Consider the following 22,432-nt stretch of genomic DNA (forward strand, 5'->3'; position numbering starts at 1 on the left):
ATGATCGAGCTCGTCGCAGAGCGGCTGCCCTTCGTGGCGGCGATCATTCTGATGATGGTCGGCCTGTACGCGCTGATGGCCACGGGCAATCTGGTCAAGCGCATGGTGGGCCTGACCCTGTTTCAGACCTCGGTGTTCCTGTTGTTCATCGCCATGGGCAAGGTGTTCGGCGGCGGCGCGCCGATCCTCGACTACAAGAAGCTCAAGGCCGACTCGCTCGACCCCTCCACGCTTTACGCCAACCCGCTGCCGCAAGTGCTGATCCTCACCGCGATCGTGGTGGGCGTGGCGACGCTGGCCATGGGGCTGGCGCTGGTGGTGCGCATCCGGGAAGCCTACGGCTCGATCGAGGACGACGCGATCGCCGAGGCCGATTACGCCATCGAGCTCGAGAAGGGCGTGTAGGCCGTGTTCGATCCTGTGTTTCTTCCCGCCGCCATCGCGGCGCACGCGCCTGCGATCCTGGTCGCGGTGCCGTTGCTTCTCTCCACCGTCGCCGCCGCCCAGCCTTCGGGCAAGGTCGGCTGGGCGCTGGCGCTGACCGGCGTGTTCGTCGCGCTTCTGTGCGCGATCGAGCTCGTCTTCGCCACGCGCGCCGAGTTCGCCGTCGTCTCCTACGCCATGGGCGGCTGGCAGCCGCCCTTCGGCATCGAGTTCCGCATCGACGGGCTCAATGCCGCGATCCTGCTTCTGCTGTCCGTGATCGGCCTCCTGGCGCTGATCTTCGGCGCGGCCAGCGTCGAGGACGAGATCGGCAAGTCCAAGCGTTCGCTGTTCTACGCCGCCTTCCTGTTGTGCTTCTCCGGCCTGTCGGGGGTGGCGATCACCGGCGACGCCTTCAACCTTTTCGTCTTCCTCGAGATCAGCTCGATCGGCACCTATGCGATCATCGCCATGGGCTGGCGGTCCGACCGCCGGGCGCTGACGGCGTCGTTCGATTATCTCGTCATGGGCACGATCGGGGCGACCTTCTTCGTGATCGGGGTGGGCTTCCTGTACATGGCCACCGGCACGCTCAACATGGCCGACATGGCCGTGCGTATCGGCGAGCTCTCAGGCAATCGCGTCGTCGAGGTGGGCTTCGCCTTCATCCTGGTGGGCATCGGGCTCAAGGCCGCGCTTTTCCCGCTGCATCTGTGGCTGCCGAACGCCTACGCCTTCGCGCCGAACTTCGTGACGACCTTCCTTGCCGCGACGGCCACCAAGGTCGCCTTCTACGTCATCATCCGGTTCAGCTACGACGTCTTCACGATCGACTCCGGTTTCGTGGCGAACGCCATGACCTTCGTGATCACGCCGCTGGCCATCGCGGGCATGCTGATCGCCTCGGCCCAGGCGCTGTTTCAGGCCGATACGCGGCGGCTGCTCGCCTATTCCTCCGTGGCGCAGGTCGGCTACATGCTGCTGGGTCTGGGGATCGCGACCGGGGCCGGCGTCACCGCGGGCGTGCTGCACCTTCTCAACCACGCCCTGATGAAGGGCGCGCTGTTCATGGCGCTGGGCGCGTTCGCGATCAGCTACGGCGTGCGCCGGATCGACGACCTCAAAGGGCTCGGCCAGGCGATGCCGGCGACCAGCGCGGCCTTCACCATCGGCGCTCTCAGCCTGATCGGCGTGCCGTTCACGGTGGGCTTCATCTCGAAATTCTACCTCGTTCAGGCCGCGCTGGGCGCAGGCTGGTGGTGGGCGGTCGCGGCGATCCTCGCAAGCTCGGTGCTGGCGGTGTTCTATTGCTACCGGATGCTGGTCGCGCTCTGGGTCAGCCCGCCGCTCAGCCCTGAGCACCGGCCCAACGGGCATGTGCGCAAGGCCCCGATGACGATCCTCGTGCCGATGTGGATCCTCGCGCTCGCCAATCTGTGGTTCGGGATCGACGCCGGACCGATGGTCGATCTGGCCCGCACCGCGGCCGAAGCGGCGATCAACGGAGGGCTGGCGCGATGAGCTGGACGCCTGAACTCGCCCTCGCTCTGGCGCTGATCATCCCGCTTCTGGGCGGGGTGGGCGTGGTCGCGCTGGGCCGCTGGCCGAACCTGCGCGAGGCCTCGACGCTGATCAGCGCGATCGCGCTGGCGGTGGTGGTCGCCTATCTCGTCGAAGCCGCCTCCGAACGGCCCGAGATCACGCTGGTGGAGTTCGCGCCGGGCCTGACGCTGACCTTCGCGCTGGAGCCGCTGGGCGCCGTGTTCGCGATGATCGCGAGCGCGCTGTGGATCGTGAACTCGCTCTATTCGATCGCCTATATGCGCGGCAACAAGGAGCACGATCAGACCCGCTTCTATCTGTGCTTCACCATCTCCATCGCCTCGGCCATGGGGATCGCGCTCGCGGGCAATCTGCTCACCCTGTTCTTCTTCTACGAAGCGCTGACGCTGTCGACCTATCCGCTAGTCGCCCATAAGGGCGACGCCAAGGCCAAGAAGGGCGCCTCGATCTATCTGGGCATCCTGCTGGCGACCTCGATCGGCCTGCTGCTGCCGGCGATCTTCGCGACCTATTTCATCGCCGGCACGACCGATTTCGCCGCCGGCGGCATCCTCAGCCAGGCTGCGGGCCCGGTGGCCGGCTCGGTGCTGCTGGTGCTGTTCGCCTTCGGCATCGGCAAGGCCGCGCTCATGCCGATCCATCCCTGGCTGCCCAACGCCATGGTCGCGCCAACACCGGTCAGCGCGCTGCTGCACGCCGTCGCGGTCGTGAAGGCGGGCGTGTTCACCATGCTGAAGGTCTCGATCTACGTGTTCGGGCCTGAATACATGCAGACCTTGCCCGCCGCCGACGTTCTGGCCTGGATCGCGGGCGCGTCGATCGTGATCGCCTCGGTGATCGCGATGACCAAGGACAATCTCAAGAGCCGGCTCGCCTTCTCCACCGTCAGCCAGCTCAGCTACATCACGCTGGGCGCGATGCTGGCGAGCCCGGCCGCGCTTCTGGGCGGGGCGCTTCAGATCGTCATGCACGCCTGGGGCAAGATCACCCTCTTCATGACCGCCGGCGGGATCTACACCGGCACGAAGAAGACCGACATCAGCCAGCTCGACGGGCTGGGCTGGTACATGCCGGTCACCTTCGCCGCGTTCGGGATCGGCGCGCTGTCGATCATCGGGGTTCCGCCCTTCGGCGGGGTCTGGCCCAAAGTGTTCCTCATGGAAGGCTCCGCGCAGGGCGGTCAGCCCTGGCTGATCGCGGTGCTGATCGGCTCGACGCTCCTGAACATCGGCTATCTGCTGCCGGTGGTCATTCGCGGCTTCCTCAAGCCCAAGCCTGAACAAAGCCCGATGAAGCCCGGCCTGCCGCCGCCGCTCATCTGGATCGCGCCGCTGATCACCGCGGTCGGCACGATCGTGCTGTTCTTCTTCGTCGGTCCGATCATCGACTATCTCACGCCCGTCTTCACCACGGAGATGACGCCATGAGCGCGAAGCGTCCGACCGCGCCGGGTACGGTCCATCCCGTCGCGAAACCGTTCCAGCGCCTGTCCGGCGCGCGCACCGGACTGTTCGTCCTGGCCGCGCTCGTGCTCGTGCTTCTGATCAGCTTCGCGGTCGAGCTCGTGATGACCGGCGGCGAGGGCTGGTCGAAATACCCTGAGGTGCTCGGCGGCTACGAAGTCCTGCCCGGTCTCGCGCTGGCTGCGGCGATCCTGATCGGTTGGGCCGTGCGCGCGCTGATCTCCGCCTCGCCGGGCTTTTACGAGCGCGGCGACACCAAGACCCGCGACGGACTCACCGGCGGCACGGTGGGCCGTGCGGGCGAGGAAAGGAGCGCGCCGCGTGACTGACCTGTTCGGTTTCCTGCACGGCGTTTCGCCGGCCTGGCCGCTGATCCTGGGCGGAGTGATCGCGCTCGCGATTCCGTCTGCGCCGTTCCGCAAGCTCGTGATGATCGCAGCGCCCCTGGTAGCGATCGCGGCCTGGTTCGCCACGCGCGAGCCGGGCGTTTACGGGCTGATCGACATCGGCCCGCTGACGCTCGAGACCTTCCGCTATGACGCGCTGAGCCGGGTCTGGGCGCTGGTCTTCGTGCTGATCGCCTTCATCAACGGGATCTACGCCTTCCATGAGCGCGGCCGGTTCTCCGACGCCGCCTCGATGATCTATGCGGGCTCTGCGGTCGGCGCGGTGTTCGCGGGCGACCTTCTGACCCTGTTCTTCTTCTGGGAGATCACGGCCATTGCGTCCGCGCCGCTGATCTTCGCCGCCGGCGGTCCGGCCGCGCGGCGCGCGGGCCTGCGCTATCTCGCCATCCAGGTGCTCTCCGGCGTGCTGGTTCTGGGCGGGGCGACGATGTGGGCGGCCGAAACGGGAAGCTGGAGCTTCGAGGCGCTGAGCCTCGACAGCGCGGCGGGCTGGGCGTTGCTCGCCGGGTTCGGCATCAAGGCCTGCTTCCCGCTGATGCACATGTGGATGACCGACGCCTATCCCAAGGCGACCGCCTTCGGCGCGGTGGTGCTCAGCGCCTTCACCACCAAGATGGCGATCTACGCGCTCGCGCGCGGCTTCCCCGGCCTGGACCTCCTGATCTATGTCGGCGCCGTCATGGCGGCCTTCCCGATCGTGTTCGCGATCCTCGAAAACGATCTGCGGCGCACGCTCGCCTACGCCCTGATCAACCAGCTCGGCTTCATGATCGTCGGGGTGGGCATCGGATCGGAACTCGCGCTCAACGGCGCGGCGGCGAACGCCTTCGTCGGCGTGATCTACATGGCGCTGATGTTCATGGTCATGGGCGCGGTCCTCAAGCGCACCGGCACGGTCAAGGCGACCGAGCTGGGCGGGCTGTTCAGCGCGATGCCGCTGACGGGGATGTTCTCGGTGATCGGCGCGCTCGCCATTGTCGGGGCGCCGCTGTTCTCCGGCTTCGTGGCCAAGACGCTGATCCTGTCGAGCGTGCACTATGAGCACATCACCTGGCTCTACGTGCTTTTGATCTTCGCCTCGGCCGGCGTGATGGAGCAGAGCGCCTTCAAGGTCCCGTACTTCGCCTTCTTCGGGAGGAAGCGTGACTGGCGCGTGGCCGAGGCGCCGACCGGCATGCTGACCGCAATGGGGCTGTGCGCCTTCCTTAGCGTCTATCTCGGCGTCCATTACGAGGCGCTCTACGGCCTTCTGCCGTTCGAGATCGACTACAAGCCGTACAAGCTCGATTCCGTGGTGGGGCAGATCCAGATCCTGCTGTCTGGTCTCATCGCCTTCGCCGCGCTGATCTGGCTGAAGCTCTATCCGCTGAAGGACGACCGGACGATCCTCGATGCGGACTGGCTGTACCGCTATGTCGGCGACGGCGCGGCGCGCTGGGGCGCGGCGATGGGCCGGATCGTGGTGCAGTTCTTCGAAGCGCTGATCGGGGCGGGGATCAAGACGTTCAGCCGCAAGCTGTTCGCGGTGTTCAGCCCGGCCGGCGCGCTGTCGAAGGACTTCCCCGCCGGCCTGATGGCGCTGTGGACCGCAATCCTCCTGTTCGGGGTGCTACTGGTCGCCTACTTCTCCCCGTTGTAGATCGCTCGCGTGTGGGGCTAAACCTGAGGCCGAACTTAGGTGTCGCACACGGACAATAGGAAAGTTATCCTCACGTTCTTGTCCTGTTCCTAAGATGCCCCTCCATACGGGTATCTGACGGACGAGACATTCGGAGAGGATGACATGAACACCCGACGCGACGCCGAGGACCGGGCCAGGGCCCGCCTCGCGATACAGACGGTGGCCTATGCGCTGGGCGTGCCGGCCGAGGAGATCGCCGCGCCCACGCGGGGCTCCGCCCAGGCCGCCCTGGCCCGGCAGGTGGCGATGTATCTCGCTCACGTGGCCTTCGAGATGAGCCTGCAGCGCGCCGCCCAGGCCTTCGGCCGCGACCGCTCCACCGCCGCGCACGCCTGCCACCGCATCGAGGACCGGCGCGACGACGCCGCGTTCGACGCCTTCCTGGACGAGCTGGAAGCCTGCCTCAGGGCGGCGCCGGCGCCGGCTCTGAAGACGCTGGAGGCGGCGTGAGCGGCTGGCTGAAGCGTCTCGACGGGCCGGGCCGTGTGCTCGCCCCGCTCCCCGGCGGACGCAAGGGCTGGGGCGTGTTCGCCGGCGCGGACCGGCGCCGACGCCCGCTCGCCGTGGTCAAGGACGCCGAGGCGCGCGCCGCGATCAGCGACGGCGCGCTCGAAAAGACCGAAGCGGGCTATGCGCTCACCGGCGCGGGCCGGTCGAAAGCGGCGCGGGAGGGGGCGGGCGAAGGCCTCGCCTTTCTCGCCCAGCACGGCGGGCTGAAGCCCCGCGCGGTGATGGAGCCGTCAGGAGAGCGCACCGCGATCGCGCGGCCGGATTCGCCCTTGAAGCGCTATCTCGAACCGCGCGGCGGCAAGCCCGCGCTGCTCGACGCCGTGCATGCGGCGGCCGCCGACATCTTCGTGCGCGACTACGAACGCTCGGCGCTGCAAAGCCGGGTGACGCAGGACTGGTCGGGCACGCCGGGCGGCGAGACGCGCAGCGCGCCGAAGGATCGCGCCGAAGCGCCGGTCACCCGGCTGGACGCCCAGGCCCGCGTCATGGACGCGCTCGACGCGGCCGGGCCGGGCTTCGACCGGCTGATCCTGAACGTGCTGATCCGGGAGACCGGCATGCTCGCCGCAGAGCGCGATCTGGGCTGGCCCGAACGCACCGGCGCGGCGGCGCTGAAAATGGCGCTCGACAGGCTGGCGATCCACTACCGGCTGAAGCGGCCCGAGCGCGCCGCGCTCTGAGCCTCACCCTGCGGGCGGCAATCGCTCGAAGCTCTGCACCAGCGAGCCCGCCACCAGCCGCCAGCCGTCCACCAGGACGAAGAAGATCAGCTTGAACGGCAGCGAGATCACGATCGGGGGCAGCATCATCATGCCCATGCTCATCAGGATCGAGGCGACGACCAGATCGATGATGAGGAAGGGGATGAACAGCAGGAACCCGATCTCGAACGCGCGCCGAAGCTCGGAGATCATGAAGGCCGGCGCCACGACATGGACCGGCGTCGCCTCGGGGCTTTCGGGCTCCACGCCGGCGATGTCGAGAAACAGGGCGAGATCGTCCTCGCGGGTGTGGGCGAGCATGAAGCGCTTGACCGGCTGGGTGGTCGCGCCGAAGGCCTCCTCTGTGGTGATCCGCCCCTCGACCAGCGGCTCGATCCCCTCCTGATAGGCCTGGGTGAAGACCGGGGCCATAATGAAGGCGGTCAGAAACAGCGCGAGCGAGATCAGCACCGAGTTCGGCGGGGACTGCTGAAGGCCGATCGCGGTCCTCAGCAGAGACAGCACCACGATGATCCTGACGAAGCTGGTCGTCATGATGAGGATGGACGGCGCGAGGCTCAGCACCGTCAGCAGCGCGATCAGCTGCAGCACGCGCTCGGTCAGCGCCGTGCCTTCACCGAGATTGACGCTGATCCCCGGGGTCTGGGCGAGCGCAGGCGCGCTGAAAAGCAGTGCGAGGCCGAAACCGAAGCCGGCGAGGGCGAGCAGGCGCCGGGTCATTCCGCCGCCTCGCGAGGCGTTTCGGTCTCCGGGGCGTCGTCTTCGGCCTCGTCCGGCATGGCGGGCTCGAAGACGGGCTCGCGCCTGGCGGGCCGGGTCTCCAGCACCGTTTCACGCTCTGGGCCGAGCAGCAGGACGTGCTCGGTGTCGTCGGACCTGACGATCACCACCCGCCGGCGCGGATCGAGCACCAGGCTCTCGCGCACGGCGAGGCGGCGCTCGGCGCGCTCGCCGGGCACGAACCCGGGAAGGCCCATGGGCAGCCAGCCCTTCCGCAGGACGAGCGCGAACCCGCCCAGAAGGCCCAGCACCACGAGCAGCGCGGCGAAATAGCGTGAGAAATCGATCAGGTCCAAAGCGCCCGCCCTCTCGCTCGGCGCCCCGACACGATGCGCCAGCTTCGATCGGTACCGGGAGTCGGGCGGGGCTGTTAAGTCCGGTTAAGCGGCTCTTAACCGGCGAGGCGCAGGGTGAATCGCGAGTAACTCTTTGCGGGATTCGCCATGGCTTTCGACGACGTGTCCGTTCTGAACACCTTGCGCGGCGCGCTGGGCTTTCACAACGCCCGTCAGCGCGTGATCGCGGAGAATGTCGCGAACGCCAACACGCCGGGCTTCGTGCCTTCGGACATCTCCAAAAGCCAGTTCGAACGGGTGCTCGAATCGGGCGGCTCGCAAGCCGGCCGGATGAAGACCACCGATCCGCGTCATTATGGCGGCGGCACGTCGGGCGCTGCGGCGGCCTACTCGCCCGAGCGCCGGCCCGACAGCGAGACGACAGTGAACGGCAACGCGGTCGTCGTCGAAGAGCAGATGGTGCGCGCCAACGAGAACCGGATGCGCTTCGAGACCGCGCTGAGCCTTTACCAGAAGAGCCTGAACATGATCCGGCTGGCCGCACGGCCGCCGGGGCAGTAGGCGGGAGCTGAGCCATGGATAAAGCGTCCGAAACGCTGCAGATCGCCGCGGCCGGCCTCAGGGCCCAGGCCTCGCGCATGCGCGTCATCGCCGAGAACGTTGCGAACGCGGACTCCACCGCGCGCACGCCGGACGGCGATCCCTATCGCCGTCAGATCCCGGTCTTCGACGCGGTCATGGATCGCGAGCTCGGCGCCCGGGTCGTGCGCATGGACGACGTGCGCGCCGACCAGAGCGATTTCCGCCTCGTCTACGAACCCGGCCATCCGGCCGCGGACGGGGAGGGGTATGTGAAATACCCCAACGTCTCCAGCCTGATCGAGCTGATGGACATGCGCGACGCGCAGCGGTCCTACGAGGCGAATCTGACCATGGTTGAAGGCACGCGCCGGATGCTCGAGCGCACGCTCGACCTGCTGCGCCGCTAGGGAGCTAGACCATGGATCTCGCCGCGCTTCGCGCTTACGCCGCCGTCGCCCAGCAGGCCGGCCGCATCGGCGCGCCCAACCCGGCCGAAGAGGCCGCCCAGTCCGCCGTCGCGCCCGGAGCGCCGAATTTCGGCGAGATGGTCAAATCCGCCGTCGGCTCGGTGGAAGACAGCGTGCGCACCGCCGAGACGATGACCGCCCAGGCCGCGACCGGCCAGGCCGAGCTGGTGGACGTGGTCACCGCCGTGGCCGCCGCCGAGGTCCAGCTCGAAACCGTCGTGGCCGTTCGCGACCAGGTGATCCGCGCCTATCAGGAAATCATGCGCATGCCGATCTGATCGGTCATGTGACTGACGCAAAGGAAAAACCCCGCAGGCGCCGCCTGCGGGGTCTCATTAGGCCGATAGGCATGCGCTATCGCGCCGCCTTCACCTCCTCGATCCAGGCTTCGACGCGCTGTTCGAGCAGCGGCAGGGGCAGAGGCCCCGCGGTCAGAACGGCGTCGTGGAAGCCGCCCCAGCGGAAATCCTCGCCGAGCTCGGACTGGGCGCGCGCGAGCAGGTCCTGGATGGTGATCATGCCGATCTTGTAGCTCACCGCCTGGCCCGGCCAGACGATGTAGCGCTCGACCTCCGGAGTGATGTCGCCCTCGGTCATCGGCGTGTTCTCGAGCATGTACGCAATGGCCTCTTCGCGGGTCCAGCGATGGTGGTGGATGCCGGTGTCGACCACCAGGCGCACCGCCCTGAACACCTCGTAGGACAGCCGGCCGAAGTCCGAATACGGGTCCTCATAGAACCCCATCTCCTTGCCGAGCCACTCGGTGTAGAGCGCCCAGCCCTCGCCGTAGGCCGAGTTCCAGGCGAGCTTCTGGAACATGGGAAGGTCCTGCAGCTCCATCGCCAGCGCGATCTGGAAATGGTGGCCCGGCGCACCTTCATGCAGCGACAGGCTTTCAAGCAGGTAGGTGGGATTGTCCGCCATGTCGGCGAGGTTCACGTAGTAGTATCCCGGCCGCGAGCCATCGAGGGCCGGCTGGTTGTAGAACGCGCCGGTGGCGGTCGCTTCGCGCCAGGCTTCGACGCGGCGCACCTCGAGGCCGGCCTGGGGCAGGGTGTCGAAGTATTGCGGCGCGGCGGCCATGACCTCGTCGATCACCGCGGTGGCGCGGTCGAGATACTCCTGCCGGCCCTCGTCGGTGTTGGGCAGCTGGAAGCGCTCGGCGGTGCGCATGTACTCGAAGAACTCCTGTAGCGAGCCCTCAAAGCCCACCTCGGCCATGATCCCGCGCATCTCCTCGTGGATGCGATCGACTTCGGCGAGGCCCGTCTGGTGGATCTCTTCGGCGGTCATGTCCGGGAAGGTGGTGAACTGGGCGAGCGAGGCGGCGTAGGCTTCCTCACCGTTCGGCAGCTTCCAGACGCCGGCGCGCGTGTCGGCTTCGGCCTCCATCTCCGCAAGCGCGGCGATGTAGCGCTCGATCGCCGGGCGGAAGTTCTCCGTCAGCGCTTCACGCGCGGCGGCGAGCAGTTCGGCCTCGCGCTCCTCGGAGAGGTCCAGCGCGCCGACCTTTTCGGCGAAGTCCGCGTAGATCGCGTTGGGCTCCGCGCCGTCTTCATAGGGCGCGCCGGAGATCAGCGCGGTCGCGCTGGCGGTCAGGCGGGGATAGGCGAAAAGCGGCAGCCGCACGCCGTTCTCGGCGCGTTCGAGCGCGCGTGCGGTCAGAACATCGACCTGTCCGCCCATGCCCTCCAGCCGTGACACATAGGCCTCGGCGTGGGCCTCTTCGGCGACGCGGTGATTGTTGATCATGAAGGTGGCCAGCCCCGAGACCGCGTCCCCCATCGGCGAGAACGCGTAGCGGCTGTCGCGGACGGCGTGCTGGCGCGCCTCGTTCTCGGCCTGCAAAAGGAAGAAGTCGTAGGAGATCTTCGCCTGGTCGTTCAGCGAATCCCGGTCGAACCTCTCCTGCATGGTGCGGGCGTAGCCCTGCGTCCGCGCGAAATTTTCCTCGATCGCGGCGTCCGAGCTGTCGTCCCACTCGCCATAGTCCGGCCCGCCGATCATCCCCAGATACGTGCGCGCCTGCGGCGACCGGGCGATCTCTGCTTCGAAGATCTCCTGGAAGAAGGCGTAAAGGCGTTCGCTCTCGGTTTGCTCGGCGTTCTGTTCGGCGGCTGCGGCCGGGGCCTGAAGCGCAGCGGCGGCGGCGCCCGCCGTGTGTCCGTGGCTGTCGTCGGAGAAACCGGCGGCGGAGAGCAGCGCGGCTGCGGCCGCGCCGGTGAGAAGCGTCTTTAACATGAGTGTCTCCCCTTCGGGCGCTGAGCCCCGAATTCCATAATTTGTGTAGGGAGCTAAGCACGCGCCTCAGCGCAAAGGGAAGCGCCGGAGGCCGTTCCTGTCCGCATCTTAATGCATGCGCGATTAACCCGCCTTCAATCTTCGTTAACCGCGATGGTTAACCTTTGGTGCGGGCGCAGAATCCGCCCAAAGGTACCTGCGCGCCGGAGGTTCGGCGCGGCGAGCGGCGAGAAACGCCATGACGGCAGGCGAAGTCCTCGACATCGGCGCTGAAGCGATCTGGGTGATGCTGGCCATGGCCGCGCCGGTCATGCTGATCGGGCTCGCCGTCGGCGTGGTGATCGCGCTGTTGCAAGCGCTGACCCAGGTGCAGGAAATGACGCTGGTCTTCGTGCCGAAGATCATCGCGATCTTCCTGGCGCTTTTGATCTTCCTGCCGCTGATGGGCGCGCTTCTCGCCGGCTTCATGCAGACGATCGCCGACCGCATCGTGGCGGGCTAGGCCGATGGGCGGAACCGCCGTCTTCGGGTTCGACCTGCCCTACACGGTCTTCGCCGCCGCGATGGTGTTCGCCAGGCTCGGCGCGATCCTGATGCTGCTGCCGGGGATCGGGGAGACCTCGATCCCGCCACGCATCCGGCTGAGCTTCGCGCTGGCCTTCTCTCTCGTCATCGGCCCGGTGATCGCGCCGCAATTGCCTCCCGCGCCGGAAAGCCTCGTGGCGATGTCGGGTCTGATCGCGATGGAGGCGGTGATCGGCCTCATGGTCGGCGCCGCGGCGCGCTTTCTTCTGATGGCGGGCGCGGTGGCCGGTCAGGTGATCGGCTATCAGACCGGCTTGGCGATGGCGCAGAGCTTCGATCCCACGCAGGGCCAGTCCGGCGCCTTGCCCGCCCAGTTCCTGAACCTTCTTTTCATGGTGCTGATCTTTGCGACCAACCTGCATCATCTGCTGCTGCAGGCCGCCGCCGGGTCCTACACGCTGATGCCTGCGGGCGAAGCGCCGATGTGGGCGGACGCGGCGCAATGGGCGCTGGGGCTGTTCGCGGACGCCTTCCTTCTGGGCATGCAGATCGCCGCGCCGCTGATCGCCTTCGGGCTGATCTTCTATCTGGGCCTGGGCGTGCTCTCCCGGCTGATGCCGCAGGCGCAGATCTTCTTCATCGCCATGCCGCTGAACATCCTGGTGGGCTTTTCGATCCTGGCGATCACGCTGGGCGCGGTCGCTCTGGCGTTCCTCGACCGGTTCGAGCGCTTCGCCGTGACGCTGAGCTGACGCCATGGCTGAAGGCGAAGACAAGTCAGCCAAGACAGAACAGCCCACCGAGCGGCGCCTGAAAAAGGCCCGCGAGGAGGGCGACGTCCCCAAAAGCCAGGAGATTTCGGGCTGGTTCACGCTGGCCGCCGGGCTCGCCGTGTTCGCTTTCATGGCGCCGGCCGTCAGCTCCGACCTCGCGGGCGCGCTTCAGATCTTTCTCGCCCGGCCCCATGAGATGAGCCTTCAGTCCGGCGCCGCGCTGGAGCTCGCGGCCGCGACCGGCTTCCGGCTGCTGGTGATCATGGGCTTCGTGTTTCTCGTGCTCATGATCGCCGCAGCGGCGGGCAATCTCGTCCAGCACGGGCTGATGTTCACGCCCAAGAAGATCGCGCCCAAGCTCGACAAGCTGAACCCCGTCAACGGGTTCAAGCGCATGTTCGGGCCCGAGGGCTGGGTCAATTTCTTCAAGGGCGTGGGAAAGATGGTGCTGGTCGGCGCAGCGGTGGCCGTCGTGATGTGGCCGCGCCGCGACGAGCTTTCGGTCCTGCCTGCGCTGGCCCCGATCGGGCTTCTGCAGGAGATCTATTCGGCGTCGATCCAGCTGCTGATCGCCGCCCTGATCGTCTACGCGCTGATCGCGGCGGCCGATTTCGCCTTTCAGCGCCATCAGTTCATCGACCGCAACAAGATGAGCCTGAAAGAGATCAAGGACGAGTACAAGGAGACCGAGGGCGATCCCATGGTGCGCGCCAAGCTGCGCCAGATCCGTCAGGAGCGCGCGCAGCGCCGGATGATGGCCAAGGTGCCGAACGCGGCCGTGGTGATCACCAACCCGACGCACTACGCCGTCGCGCTGGAGTACGAGCAGGGCCGGACCCCCGCCCCGATCTGCGTGGCCAAGGGCCTGGACGCGGTCGCGCTGCGCATCCGCGAACTAGCCGAGGAAAACGATGTGCCGATCGTCGAGGACCCGCCGCTCGCCCGCGCGCTTCACGCCACAGTCGATTTCGACGAGCCGATCCCGCCCGAGCAGTACGCCGCCGTCGCCAAAGTGATCGGCTACGTCCTCAGCCTGAAAGGCGAGAATCGGAGCTAGGGCGGAGCGCGCGAAACTATGGTTAACTTCCGTCTATGATGCTTGAGGGCCGAATCGCAGTGTCTGGCCCGACCGGAGCCCGCCCATGACCGACGTCTCCGCCCGCCCCGAAACCGACGACGCGCAGGACGCGCCCGCTGAAACGCGCGCCGAGGCGCCCGCTCAGCCCGCCAGACCGCGCGAGGGGATGATGGCCCGGCCTCTGGTCCGGGTGCTGTTCTGGGCGGCGAGCCTGATGGCGCTGGCCGCAGCAGCGGTGGCGATCATCGCCGGCGCGGGTGCAGGCTGGCACGGCGTGGTGCTTCTGTCGGGCATCGCCTGCGTGGCGCTGCTTTTAATGTATGCGCTCGCCGCCGGTGAGGCCGCTGGACGCGCGCTCAACGCGCCCGCAGCGCCCGCCGCCGGCGCGCCCACGCTGGCGTCCGCCGCGCTCGACGCGATCTCCGATCCTGTGCTGGTCACCGCGCCCGACGGCCGACCGGTGCAGGCCAACGCCGCCTACCGCGCGCTGTGCGAAGCCGGTGATCCGGGCGCGGGCCTGGGCGTACTGAGCCCGCCCGAGCGGCTGTTCTCCGGTGCGGGCGCAGGCGCGATCTACCGGCTTGCGCGCGCTGCAGCGAACGGCGAGCGGGCGAGCGAACAGGTCGGCCGGCTGGAATTCGGTCCCGAAGGCGCGGCGGTCTATGTCGCCGAAGCCTCGCCGATGACGCGCGGCGGCGCCGTCTGGCGCTTCCAGGTCGCTCGTGACGAGGCCGGGTCTGCGGTCGATCACGCGCCGGACTGGGCCGAGCGCGCCCCGGTGGGCCTGTTTCTGGCCGACGCCGAAGGCCGGGTTCTGGGCGCGAACACGACGCTTCGCGGCTGGATCGGGGCGGGCGAGACCCAGCCGCTCAAGCTCAAGGATTTCCTGGCCGGCGACGGCGCGGCCGCCTTCGCCCGCTCGCGCGGGTCGGACGGCCCGGTGCGCCTGGACGCCCGGCTGGTCGCGCGCGAAGGGGTGGAGAGCCCGATCGTGCTCGGCATCGAATGGGGCGACGAGCGGCCTGCGCTCGCGCGCTGCGTGGTCTACGGGCTCAGCGCGACAGGCGCGCCTCCGGGGCTGGCTCAGATCGCCAGGACCTCCGGCGCGAAGCCCGGGCGCACTTTCGACGACATGTTCGCCTCCGCGCCCTTCGGCGTGGCGCGCCTGGACGCCGCCGATCCGATGAACGCGATGATCGAGGACGCCAACCCCGCGCTGCTTCAGCTTTCGGGCGGGGCGGCCGTTCCGGGAGCGAAATTCGCCGAGCTGTTCGAGGCCGGCGATGCGCTCGAAGCCGCCTTCGAACGGGCGCTGTCGGGCAGTGGCGAGCCTGGAGAGGCGCGCATGGGCCATGAAGACAAGCCCGTCCACGTCTTCCTCGCGCCCGCCCGCGGCGGCAAGCGCGCGGCTTATGTGGTCGACGTCTCGGCCTGGAAGGCGCTGGAATCCCAGGTCGCGCACGCCGGCAAGATGCAGGCGGTCGGCCAGCTCGCCAGCGGCGTGGCGCACGATTTCAACAACATGCTCACCGCGATCCGGCTCAATGTCGGCGAGCTGCTCAATCGCCATCCGGTCGGCGATCCGAGCTATCAGGACCTGCAGCAGATCAACTCCACCGCCGTGCGCCAGGCCGCCCTGGTGAAGAAGTTGCTCGCCTTCTCCTCCAAGCAGACCTTCCGCATGACCGTGTTCGACGTCGCCGACGTGCTGTCGGACTGCTCGGTCATGCTCGACCAGATCCTCGAAGAGACGGTGAAGCTAGAGGTTCGCCACGGCCGCGACCTGCCCATGGTCCGCGCCGACCGCAACCAGATCGACAACATTCTGGTCAATCTCGCCACGAACGCTCGGGACGCCATGAGGTCCAAGGGCGGCGGCACGCTGACCATCACCACCGAAGCGGTCGACGCAGAAGCCGTGCGCGCGGCCGGCGCGGCCGAGCCGCGCGAGGGCGCCTGGGCGGCGATCCATGTCGCCGACACCGGCTGCGGCATGGACGACGCCACGCGGAAGAAGATCTTCGAGCCCTTCTTCACCACCAAGGCGACCGGGGAGGGGACCGGCCTGGGTCTCGCCACCGTGTACGGCATCGTCCAGCAGTCCGGCGGCCATCTCGCCGTGCAGTCCGAGCCGGGCGTGGGCACCACCTTCTCGATCTATCTGCCCGGTCACGCGCCGACCGTGGAGGAAACCGCCGAGATCGAAGCGGAGACCGAGAAGAAGACCGCCGAACCCAAACCCGCCGACCTCGCGGGCCACGGCCGGATCCTGCTGGTCGAGGACGAGGACGCGGTGCGCGCGATCGCAGCCAAGACGCTGGCCCGGCGCGGCTATGAAGTGGTCGAAGCCTGTGACGGCGAGGAGGCGCTGGAGATCCTTGAGGAGAACCCCGGCACGTTCGATCTTCTGATCTCCGACGTGGTGATGCCCGGCATGGACGGGCCGACCCTGCTCGACGAAGCGCGGCCGCATCTGGGCGCCGCGCGCGTGGTGTTCATCTCCGGCTACGCCGAGGAGGAGTTCTCCGACCGGCTGTCGTCCGATCTCGATATCTCCTTCCTGCCCAAGCCCTTCGACATCCAGCAGCTCGCCGAGCGGGTGAAGACCGAGCTCGACGCGGCGCGCGCCTGAGCCGGGTGTTCGCCGGCCCTTTTAATGTTCCTGTTGCGTTCGCGGAACGAAACCGGTACGGATAGCTGCGTTGCCCGACTCGGGCGGAGCGTGGAATAAGGGTGAGGACGATGGCTCAGGCGAAGCTTCAAGTGGTGAAAGACGGCGACATGGACAAGCAGAAAGCGCTCGACGCGGCCCTCTCCCAGATCGATCGGGCCTTCGGCAAGGGCTCGGTGATGAAGCTGGGCGCCCGTCCGAACCAGAATATCGAGGCGATCTCGACCGGCTCGCTGGGTCTGGACATCGCGCTGGGCGTCGGCGGCCTGCCCAAGGGCCGGATCATCGAGATCTACGGGCCTGAAAGCTCGGGCAAGACCACGCTCGCGCTCCACACCGTCGCCGAATGCCAGAAGGCCGGCGGCACCGCCGCCTTCGTGGACGCCGAACATGCGCTCGACCCGATCTACGCCCGCAAGCTCGGCGTGGACGTGAACGAGCTCCTGGTCTCCCAGCCCGACGCTGGCGAACAGGCGCTCGAGATCGCGGATACGCTGGTGCGGTCCGGCGCGATCGACGTGCTGGTCATCGACTCCGTCGCCGCCCTGACCCCGCGCGCCGAGCTTGAAGGCGAGATGGGCGATTCGCTGCCCGGTCTTCAGGCCCGCCTGATGAGCCAGGCGCTGAGGAAGCTCACCGGCTCGATCTCGAAGTCGAACTGTCTGGTGATCTTCATCAACCAGATCCGCATGAAGATCGGCGTGATGTTCGGAAGCCCCGAAACCACGACCGGCGGCAACGCGCTGAAATTCTACTCCTCGGTCCGTCTCGACATCCGCCGCATCGGCGCGATCAAGGACCGTGACGAGGTCATCGGCAACCAGACCAAGGTCAAGGTGGTCAAGAACAAGGTCGCTCCGCCCTTCCGCGAGGTCGAGTTCGACATCCTTTACGGCGAAGGCATCTCCAAGACCGGCGAACTGCTCGATCTGGGCGTGAAGGGCAATATCATCGAGAAGTCCGGCTCATGGTATTCCTACGACAGCCAGCGCATCGGCCAGGGCCGCGAGAACGCGCGCAAATTCCTGATCGAGAACACCGAGATCGCCGACGCCATCGAGCGCAAGGTGCGCTCGAACGCCGGGCTCATCGCCGAGGAGATGCTCGGCGGGCCGGAACCTGACGCCGACGAAGGCCCGGACGAAGCGGTCGGCTAGGCTGTTATTTCAGCCACGGCGTGAAAATCTGGAACGCGCGCTTGGCGAAGCCGGGCGCGCGTTCGTATATGTGCGCCAGCAAATCGATGCGGGCGAGGCCCGCGACCCGACGTGAGCGCCGCGACGGCGCACGGAGAGCCTGATGACCGCCTTGCGCGACATTCGCCGCCAATTCCTCGACTTCTTCGCCGGGCAAGGCCATGACGTCGTTCAGTCCGCGCCGCTGGTGCCCCAGGACGATCCGACGCTTCTGTTCGTCAACGCCGGCATGGTGCCGTTCAAGAACGTGTTCACCGGCGTGGAGCGGCGTGACAATCCGCGCGCGGCGAGCTCGCAGAAATGCGTGCGCGCGGGCGGCAAGCACAACGATCTCGACAATGTCGGCTACACCGCCCGGCACCACACCTTCTTCGAGATGCTCGGAAATTTCTCGTTCGGCGATTACTTCAAGGCCGAGGCGATCGAGTATTCCTGGCGGCTGGTCACGCGCGAGTTCGGTTTGAACCCCGAGAAGCTTCTCGTCACCGTCTACGCCGACGACGACGAGGCGGCGGCGATCTGGAAGAAGGTCTCGGGCTTCTCCGACGACAAGATCATCCGCATCGCGACCAGCGATAACTTCTGGTCGATGGGCGACACCGGTCCGTGCGGGCCGTGCTCGGAGATCTTCTACGATCACGGCGACCACATCCCCGGCGGCCCTCCGGGAAGCCCCGACGAGGACGGCGACCGGTTCATCGAGATCTGGAACCTGGTCTTCATGCAGTTCGACCAGCAGGCGGACGGCTCGCGCAAGGACCTGCCCAAACCCTCGATCGACACCGGCATGGGCCTCGAGCGTATCGCCGCGGTGCTTCAGGGTGTGCACGACAATTACGACGTGGACCTGTTCAAGACGCTGATCGGCGCCTCCCAGGAGGCGCTGAAGTCGAAGGCCGAAGGCCCTCAGGCGGCGAGCCACCGGGTGATCGCCGACCATCTGCGCTCCTCGTGCTTCCTGATGGCCGACGGGGTCAGCCCGTCGAACGAAGGCCGCGGCTACGTGCTGCGCCGGATCATGCGCCGGGCCATGCGCCATGCGCACCTTCTGGGCGCGAGCGAACCGGTCATGCACACGCTCGCGCCGACGCTGGCGGCGGAAATGGGCGACGCCTTCCCCGAGCTCGAACGCGCGCTTCCGGTGATCACCGAGACGCTGCGTGCCGAGGAGGAGCGCTTCCAGCGCACGCTCGGCCGCGGGCTGAGCCTGCTTGAAGAGGCCGCCGAAGGGCTCTCCGAAGGCGAGGCGCTGCCTGGCGAGACGGCGTTCAAGCTCTACGACACGTACGGCTTTCCGCTCGATCTGACCCAGGACGCGCTGCGCGCCAAGGGCCTGACGGTGGACACCGCCGGGTTTGAAAAAGCGATGGCCAAGCAGAAGGCCGACGCCCGCGCGAGCTGGTCGGGCTCGGGCGATGCAGCGACCGAGTCGCTCTGGTTCGATCTCAAGGCCAGGCTGGCCGAAACCGGCTTTGTCGGCTACGCCGCCGAGGAAGCGAACGGCGCCTTGCGCGCGATCGTCGCCGGCGGCGCGGAAGCCGATCACCTGACCGAAGGCGAAGACGCCGCGCTCGTGTTCGACCGCACCCCGTTCTACGCCGAAGGCGGCGGTCAGATCGGCGATAGCGGCGTGATCGAGTTCGAGAACGGCGCGATCTTCCGCGTCTCCGACACGCAGAAGCGCGCCGGCGCGCTCTACGCCCATCTGGGCAGGCTGGAGGCGGGACGGATCGAGCCCGGTCTCGGCGCGGTGCTGAAGATCGACGGCGAGCGGCGGGCGAAGACCAAGTCCAACCACTCCGCGACCCACCTTCTGCACGCCGCGCTGCGTGACGTGCTCGGCCCGCACGTGACCCAGAAGGGCTCCTATGTGGGGCCCGACCGGCTGCGCTTCGACTTCTCGCACGGCAAGGCGCTGACCGCCGAGGAGACCGCTGCGATCGAAGCCCAGGTCAACGCGGTCATTCGCCAGAACGCGGCGGGCGATATTCGCGAGATGAGCCCTGACGCGGCGATCGAGGCCGGCGCGCTGGCCCTGTTCGGCGAAAAATACGGCGACAGCGTGCGCGTGCTGACCCTGGGCCGCGCGCTCGAAGACGGCGGCAAGGCCTATTCGGTCGAGCTGTGCGGCGGCACGCATGTCGCCCGCACCGGCGACATCGCGCTGTTCAAGATCGTGTCCGACAGCGCGGTCAGCGCCGGCGTGCGCCGCGTGGAAGCGCTGACCGGCGAAGCCGCCCGCCAGTGGCTGGAGACCGAAGCGGCCCGCGCGCGGGAGGCGGCGAACCGCCTGAAAGTGCCGACCGCCGAACTCGCCGAGCGCATCGCCGCGCTTCAGGACGAGCGCAAGAAACTCGATCGCGAGCTGGCCGAAGCGAAGAAGAAGCTCGCCATGGGCGGCGGTTCGGCTGCGGCCGCGCCGGGCCCTGAAGAGATCGCCGGGCTTAAATTCACCGGCCGCGTCGTCGAGGGCGTCGGCGGCAGGGATCTGCGCGGCCTCGTCGACGAAGCGCGCCAGGCCATGGGCTCGGGCGTTGCTGCGTTCGTGGGCGTGGTGGACGGCAAGGCGGCGCTGGCCGTGGGAGTCACCGACGATCTCGCCGGCCGGGTCGACGCGGTCGAGCTGGTCCGCGCCGGCTCTGCGGCCGTGGGCGGCAAGGGCGGGGGCGGCCGGCCCGACTTCGCGCAGGCCGGCGGCCCCGACGGCTCCAGGGCCGACGACGCGCTCGCGGCGATCCGTGAAGCGCTCGCCTCGGTCCCCGCGGCCTGAGCATGCGCAAGGCAAAGAGCGGCGGCGACGTTCAGATGACCGGCGACCGGACGGCCGCCCGGGAGATCGCCGCAGCACGCGCCGCCTTCAATCAGGCGCTCGCCGATCGCGATTACGGCGCCGTCGAAGCGGTGTTGTGCGCAGATTGCACGCTGACGCCCGGCGACGACGCCGCGCTCATCGACGGGCGCGAGGCCCAGATCGAGGCCTGGCGGTCGCTGGTTTCCCAGGCGCCGGACGTGGCCTATGTGCGCGCGCCCCGACGCATCGACGTCGCCGAGGACGGCCGTCTCGCCGCAGAGACCGGGCGCTGGCGCGGCGCCTGGTCGTCCGACGGCGTCGGGATGCGCTATTCGGGCGCCTATTTCGCCAAATGGCGCTTCGAGGCGGACGGCTGGAAGATCGCGTCCGAGGTCTTCGTCACCCTGTCGCGCGCCGCAGGCGCCGATTAGCCGCACGCCTCCGGCCGCACCGCTGATGCTCCGGGGCGGCGGACGCGCTAGGCTCCTAGCTGAGCGAATCCCGGGGGAGGGCCGCATGGCGGTCGAAGGTCATGACGTCTGGCTGAAGGACGCGGCGGTGTTTCTCGTCGCCGCGGGCGTCGTCGTGCCCGCCTTCAAGCGGCTGAAGATCTCCGCCGTGCTCGGGTTTCTCATCGCGGGCGTGGCGCTCGGGCCCTACGCGCTCGGCGGGCTCTCGGAGCGATGGCCGGTGCTGGACTGGGTGACCATCTCCAACCCCGAGGCCGCCGCACCCTTCGCCGAACTCGGCGTATTGTTCCTGCTCTTTCTTCTGGGTCTCGAGCTGAGCTTTCAGCGGCTCTGGGCGCTCCGGCGCGCGGTGTTCGGCGCTGGCGGTCTGCAGTCGGGGCTGAGCGCGCTGGCGATCGGGGCGGCCTGCGTCTGGATCGGGCTCGCCGCGCCGGCCGCCGTCGTGGTCGGCCTCGCTCTGGCGCTCAGCTCCACCGCGATCGTCATGCAGATCCTGGCCGAAGAGCGCCGGGCCGCCACGCCGGTGGGCCGGGCCTCGCTCGCCGTTCTTCTGATGCAGGACATTCTGGTCGCCCCGATCCTCATCCTCACAGGCTTTCTGGCGCGCGACACGCTGGGCTCCGGCGGGGTGGGCGTGGTCCTGCTCGAAGCGCTCGTGCAGGGCGCCATCGCGATCGGCGTGATCATCTTCGCGGGGCGGTACCTGCTCAAACCGGTCTTCCGCCTCGCGGCGAAAGCCGGCGGGCGCGACCTGATGATGGCGATCGTGTTCGCCACGGTGGTGGGCGCCTCGCTGCTCACCGCCGAAGCGGGGCTGAGTCTGGCGCTCGGCGCCTTCCTCGCCGGGCTCCTGCTGGGCGAGACCGAGTTCAAGCACCAGGCCGAGGTCGACCTCGAACCGTTCAAGGGCCTGCTGCTCGGGGTGTTCTTCACCACGGTCGGCCTGTCGCTCGATCTCGGCGCGGTCTGGGCGAATTTCGCCGTGGTGATCGGCGGGCTTTTCGCCATGCTGGCGGTGAAGCTCATCATCGCCTACGCCGCGCTGCGCCTGTTCGCGGGCGGGCGGGGCCTGTCGATCGAAGCGGCGTTCCTGCTGGCCCCGGCCGGCGAGTTCGTCTTCGTGATCCTCGCCGCGGCGGGCGCCGGGGGCGTGGTCGATCGCGAGACGGCGACCATCGTGTCCGCCATCGCGGGCCTCTCCATGCTGCTCACCCCGGCCATGGGCAAGCTCGGAAAGCTCGCCGCCGCACGCTTCGCGCCTGAACCCACGCCGGACGCGCCAGGGATCGAGGATTTTTCCGAGCTCGAAGGCCATGTCGTCATCGCCGGCATGGGCCGGGTGGGCCGGGCGATCGCGCGCGTGCTGGAGACTGAACAGGTGGAGATCATCGGTCTCGACCGTAACGCCGCCCGCGTCGCGCACGCCCGCAGGGACGGCTGGCGGGCCTATTACGGCGACGCGTCCCACCCTGAGATCCTCGCCAAGGCCGGCGCCCGCGGCGCCGAACTCTTCGCCGTCACGGTCGACGACCCGGACAAGGCCTGCGCCATGGTCGGCGCGATCCGCGAACTCAGATCGGACGCGCCGATCCTCGCCCGCGCCCGCGACGGCGAGCACGCCGTGCGCCTGATGAAGGCCGGCGCCACCCACGTCACTCCCGAAGCGATCGAAGCCGCGCTTCAGCTCGCCGGCCGCGCGCTGGAAGCCTTCGGCCTGCCGCCCGAAACCGTCCGCGACCGCCTCGCCCAGGAACGCGAGGACGAATACGCCCGCGGAGCATCGGAGGGCTGAA

Annotated in this window: 21 protein-coding genes; 18 read left to right on the forward strand and 3 right to left on the reverse strand. The window is 68.2% G+C overall.

The annotated features are described in order from the left end of the window. The 7 genes from ABL308_10135 to ABL308_10165 all read left to right on the forward strand — a co-directional run bounded on the left by ABL308_10135 (position 1) and on the right by ABL308_10165 (position 6,727). The gene (locus ABL308_10135) at positions 1–405 is read left to right on the forward strand and encodes a cation:proton antiporter subunit C (GenBank protein ID XBQ15316.1); all 405 of its coding nucleotides are present in this window, start codon (positions 1–3) and stop codon (positions 403–405) included. 3 nt (positions 406–408) lie between these two features. Next, entirely contained in the window at positions 409–1,944 is a 1,536-nt protein-coding gene (locus tag ABL308_10140) for a monovalent cation/H+ antiporter subunit D family protein (protein ID XBQ15317.1), read from the forward strand. Continuing rightward, positions 1,941–3,413 (forward strand): proton-conducting transporter membrane subunit, encoded by a 1,473-nt coding sequence (locus ABL308_10145; GenBank protein XBQ15318.1) that lies wholly within the window; start codon positions 1,941–1,943, stop codon positions 3,411–3,413. The genes ABL308_10140 and ABL308_10145 overlap by 4 nt, the downstream gene beginning before the upstream one ends. Continuing rightward, on the forward strand, positions 3,410–3,778 hold the full coding sequence (locus ABL308_10150) for a hypothetical protein (GenBank protein ID XBQ15319.1): 369 nt from the start codon (positions 3,410–3,412) through the stop codon (positions 3,776–3,778). Before ABL308_10145 ends, ABL308_10150 begins: the two co-directional genes overlap by 4 nt. After that, the gene (locus ABL308_10155) at positions 3,771–5,495 is read left to right on the forward strand and encodes a Na(+)/H(+) antiporter subunit D (GenBank protein XBQ15320.1); all 1,725 of its coding nucleotides are present in this window, start codon (positions 3,771–3,773) and stop codon (positions 5,493–5,495) included. Before ABL308_10150 ends, ABL308_10155 begins: the two co-directional genes overlap by 8 nt. Before the next feature lie 144 nt (positions 5,496–5,639). Further along, positions 5,640–5,987: a helix-turn-helix domain-containing protein gene (locus tag ABL308_10160; protein XBQ15321.1), complete on the forward strand. Its 348-nt coding sequence runs from the start codon at positions 5,640–5,642 to the stop codon at positions 5,985–5,987. Then, the gene (locus ABL308_10165) at positions 5,984–6,727 is read left to right on the forward strand and encodes a DUF6456 domain-containing protein (protein XBQ15322.1); all 744 of its coding nucleotides are present in this window, start codon (positions 5,984–5,986) and stop codon (positions 6,725–6,727) included. The genes ABL308_10160 and ABL308_10165 overlap by 4 nt, the downstream gene beginning before the upstream one ends. A 3-nt stretch (positions 6,728–6,730) precedes the next feature. On the opposite strand, the gene fliP is transcribed toward ABL308_10165, so the two are convergent. Both fliP and ABL308_10175 read right to left on the reverse strand, forming a co-directional pair. Continuing rightward, positions 6,731–7,489 (reverse strand): flagellar type III secretion system pore protein FliP, encoded by a 759-nt coding sequence (gene fliP, locus ABL308_10170; protein XBQ15323.1) that lies wholly within the window; start codon positions 7,487–7,489, stop codon positions 6,731–6,733. Then, positions 7,486–7,845, reverse strand: coding sequence for a flagellar biosynthetic protein FliO (locus tag ABL308_10175; GenBank protein ID XBQ15324.1), 360 nt, complete (start codon positions 7,843–7,845; stop codon positions 7,486–7,488). The genes fliP and ABL308_10175 overlap by 4 nt, the downstream gene beginning before the upstream one ends. Before the next feature lie 147 nt (positions 7,846–7,992). Here ABL308_10175 and ABL308_10180 point away from each other — a divergent pair, with 147 nt between their 5' ends. From ABL308_10180 to fliE, 3 genes are read left to right on the forward strand one after another with little or no spacing between them, the layout of a single operon-like run. Then, positions 7,993–8,406 carry a flagellar basal body protein gene (locus tag ABL308_10180; GenBank protein ID XBQ15325.1) on the forward strand — a complete coding sequence of 138 codons (414 nt, stop codon included), beginning with the start codon at positions 7,993–7,995 and terminating at the stop codon, positions 8,404–8,406. 14 nt (positions 8,407–8,420) lie between these two features. Beyond that, complete coding sequence (gene flgC, locus ABL308_10185) at positions 8,421–8,834, forward strand: flagellar basal body rod protein FlgC (protein XBQ15326.1); 414 nt, start codon at positions 8,421–8,423, stop codon at positions 8,832–8,834. Between the two features lie 11 nt (positions 8,835–8,845). Beyond that, positions 8,846–9,172, forward strand: coding sequence for a flagellar hook-basal body complex protein FliE (gene fliE, locus ABL308_10190; GenBank protein ID XBQ15327.1), 327 nt, complete (start codon positions 8,846–8,848; stop codon positions 9,170–9,172). 76 nt (positions 9,173–9,248) lie between these two features. Here fliE and ABL308_10195 read toward each other — a convergent pair whose 3' ends face one another. Continuing rightward, the gene (locus ABL308_10195; protein XBQ15328.1) at positions 9,249–11,135 is read right to left on the reverse strand and encodes a DUF885 domain-containing protein; all 1,887 of its coding nucleotides are present in this window, start codon (positions 11,133–11,135) and stop codon (positions 9,249–9,251) included. A 238-nt stretch (positions 11,136–11,373) separates the two neighbouring features. Here ABL308_10195 and fliQ point away from each other — a divergent pair, with 238 nt between their 5' ends. From fliQ to ABL308_10235, 8 genes are all read left to right on the forward strand, one after another. Beyond that, complete coding sequence (gene fliQ, locus ABL308_10200) at positions 11,374–11,637, forward strand: flagellar biosynthesis protein FliQ (protein ID XBQ15329.1); 264 nt, start codon at positions 11,374–11,376, stop codon at positions 11,635–11,637. A 4-nt stretch (positions 11,638–11,641) separates the two neighbouring features. Then, complete coding sequence (gene fliR / locus ABL308_10205) at positions 11,642–12,412, forward strand: flagellar biosynthetic protein FliR (GenBank protein XBQ15330.1); 771 nt, start codon at positions 11,642–11,644, stop codon at positions 12,410–12,412. 4 nt (positions 12,413–12,416) lie between these two features. After that, a complete protein-coding gene (gene flhB, locus ABL308_10210) occupies positions 12,417–13,490 on the forward strand; it encodes a flagellar biosynthesis protein FlhB (protein ID XBQ15331.1) in 1,074 nt (357 codons plus the stop codon). An 85-nt stretch (positions 13,491–13,575) separates the two neighbouring features. Then, on the forward strand, positions 13,576–16,143 hold the full coding sequence (locus ABL308_10215; GenBank protein XBQ15332.1) for an ATP-binding protein: 2,568 nt from the start codon (positions 13,576–13,578) through the stop codon (positions 16,141–16,143). Between the two features lie 110 nt (positions 16,144–16,253). Beyond that, a complete protein-coding gene (recA, locus tag ABL308_10220) occupies positions 16,254–17,339 on the forward strand; it encodes a recombinase RecA (GenBank protein XBQ15333.1) in 1,086 nt (361 codons plus the stop codon). Between the two features lie 142 nt (positions 17,340–17,481). Then, entirely contained in the window at positions 17,482–20,148 is a 2,667-nt protein-coding gene (gene alaS, locus ABL308_10225; GenBank protein XBQ15334.1) for an alanine--tRNA ligase, read from the forward strand. Between the two features lie 2 nt (positions 20,149–20,150). Next, a complete protein-coding gene (locus ABL308_10230) occupies positions 20,151–20,600 on the forward strand; it encodes a nuclear transport factor 2 family protein (protein XBQ15335.1) in 450 nt (149 codons plus the stop codon). An 85-nt stretch (positions 20,601–20,685) separates the two neighbouring features. Further along, positions 20,686–22,431, forward strand: coding sequence for a cation:proton antiporter (locus tag ABL308_10235; GenBank protein XBQ15336.1), 1,746 nt, complete (start codon positions 20,686–20,688; stop codon positions 22,429–22,431). Position 22,432 lies beyond the last annotated feature (1 nt).

The sequence above is a fragment of the Oceanicaulis sp. genome (assembly GCA_040112665.1).
Classification (GTDB): Bacteria; Pseudomonadota; Alphaproteobacteria; order Caulobacterales; family Maricaulaceae; genus Oceanicaulis.

Bases quoted from the DNA above. Each gene is read 5' to 3' on its own strand.
- ABL308_10235 (XBQ15336.1), top strand. From the start codon at position 20,686: ATGGCGGTCGAAGGTCATGACGTCTGGCTGAAGGACGCGGCGGTGTTT.
- ABL308_10215 (XBQ15332.1), top strand. From the start codon at position 13,576: ATGACCGACGTCTCCGCCCGCCCCGAAACCGACGACGCGCAGGACGCG.
- ABL308_10230 (XBQ15335.1), top strand. From the start codon at position 20,151: ATGCGCAAGGCAAAGAGCGGCGGCGACGTTCAGATGACCGGCGACCGG.
- ABL308_10150 (XBQ15319.1), top strand. From the start codon at position 3,410: ATGAGCGCGAAGCGTCCGACCGCGCCGGGTACGGTCCATCCCGTCGCG.
- ABL308_10180 (XBQ15325.1), top strand. From the start codon at position 7,993: ATGGCTTTCGACGACGTGTCCGTTCTGAACACCTTGCGCGGCGCGCTG.
- fliQ (XBQ15329.1), top strand. From the start codon at position 11,374: ATGACGGCAGGCGAAGTCCTCGACATCGGCGCTGAAGCGATCTGGGTG.
- flgC (XBQ15326.1), top strand. From the start codon at position 8,421: ATGGATAAAGCGTCCGAAACGCTGCAGATCGCCGCGGCCGGCCTCAGG.
- ABL308_10145 (XBQ15318.1), top strand. From the start codon at position 1,941: ATGAGCTGGACGCCTGAACTCGCCCTCGCTCTGGCGCTGATCATCCCG.
- fliE (XBQ15327.1), top strand. From the start codon at position 8,846: ATGGATCTCGCCGCGCTTCGCGCTTACGCCGCCGTCGCCCAGCAGGCC.
- fliP (XBQ15323.1), bottom strand. From the start codon at position 7,489: ATGACCCGGCGCCTGCTCGCCCTCGCCGGCTTCGGTTTCGGCCTCGCA.
- ABL308_10195 (XBQ15328.1), bottom strand. From the start codon at position 11,135: ATGTTAAAGACGCTTCTCACCGGCGCGGCCGCAGCCGCGCTGCTCTCC.
- ABL308_10135 (XBQ15316.1), top strand. From the start codon at position 1: ATGATCGAGCTCGTCGCAGAGCGGCTGCCCTTCGTGGCGGCGATCATT.
- fliR (XBQ15330.1), top strand. From the start codon at position 11,642: ATGGGCGGAACCGCCGTCTTCGGGTTCGACCTGCCCTACACGGTCTTC.
- alaS (XBQ15334.1), top strand. From the start codon at position 17,482: ATGACCGCCTTGCGCGACATTCGCCGCCAATTCCTCGACTTCTTCGCC.
- recA (XBQ15333.1), top strand. From the start codon at position 16,254: ATGGCTCAGGCGAAGCTTCAAGTGGTGAAAGACGGCGACATGGACAAG.
- ABL308_10160 (XBQ15321.1), top strand. From the start codon at position 5,640: ATGAACACCCGACGCGACGCCGAGGACCGGGCCAGGGCCCGCCTCGCG.
- flhB (XBQ15331.1), top strand. From the start codon at position 12,417: ATGGCTGAAGGCGAAGACAAGTCAGCCAAGACAGAACAGCCCACCGAG.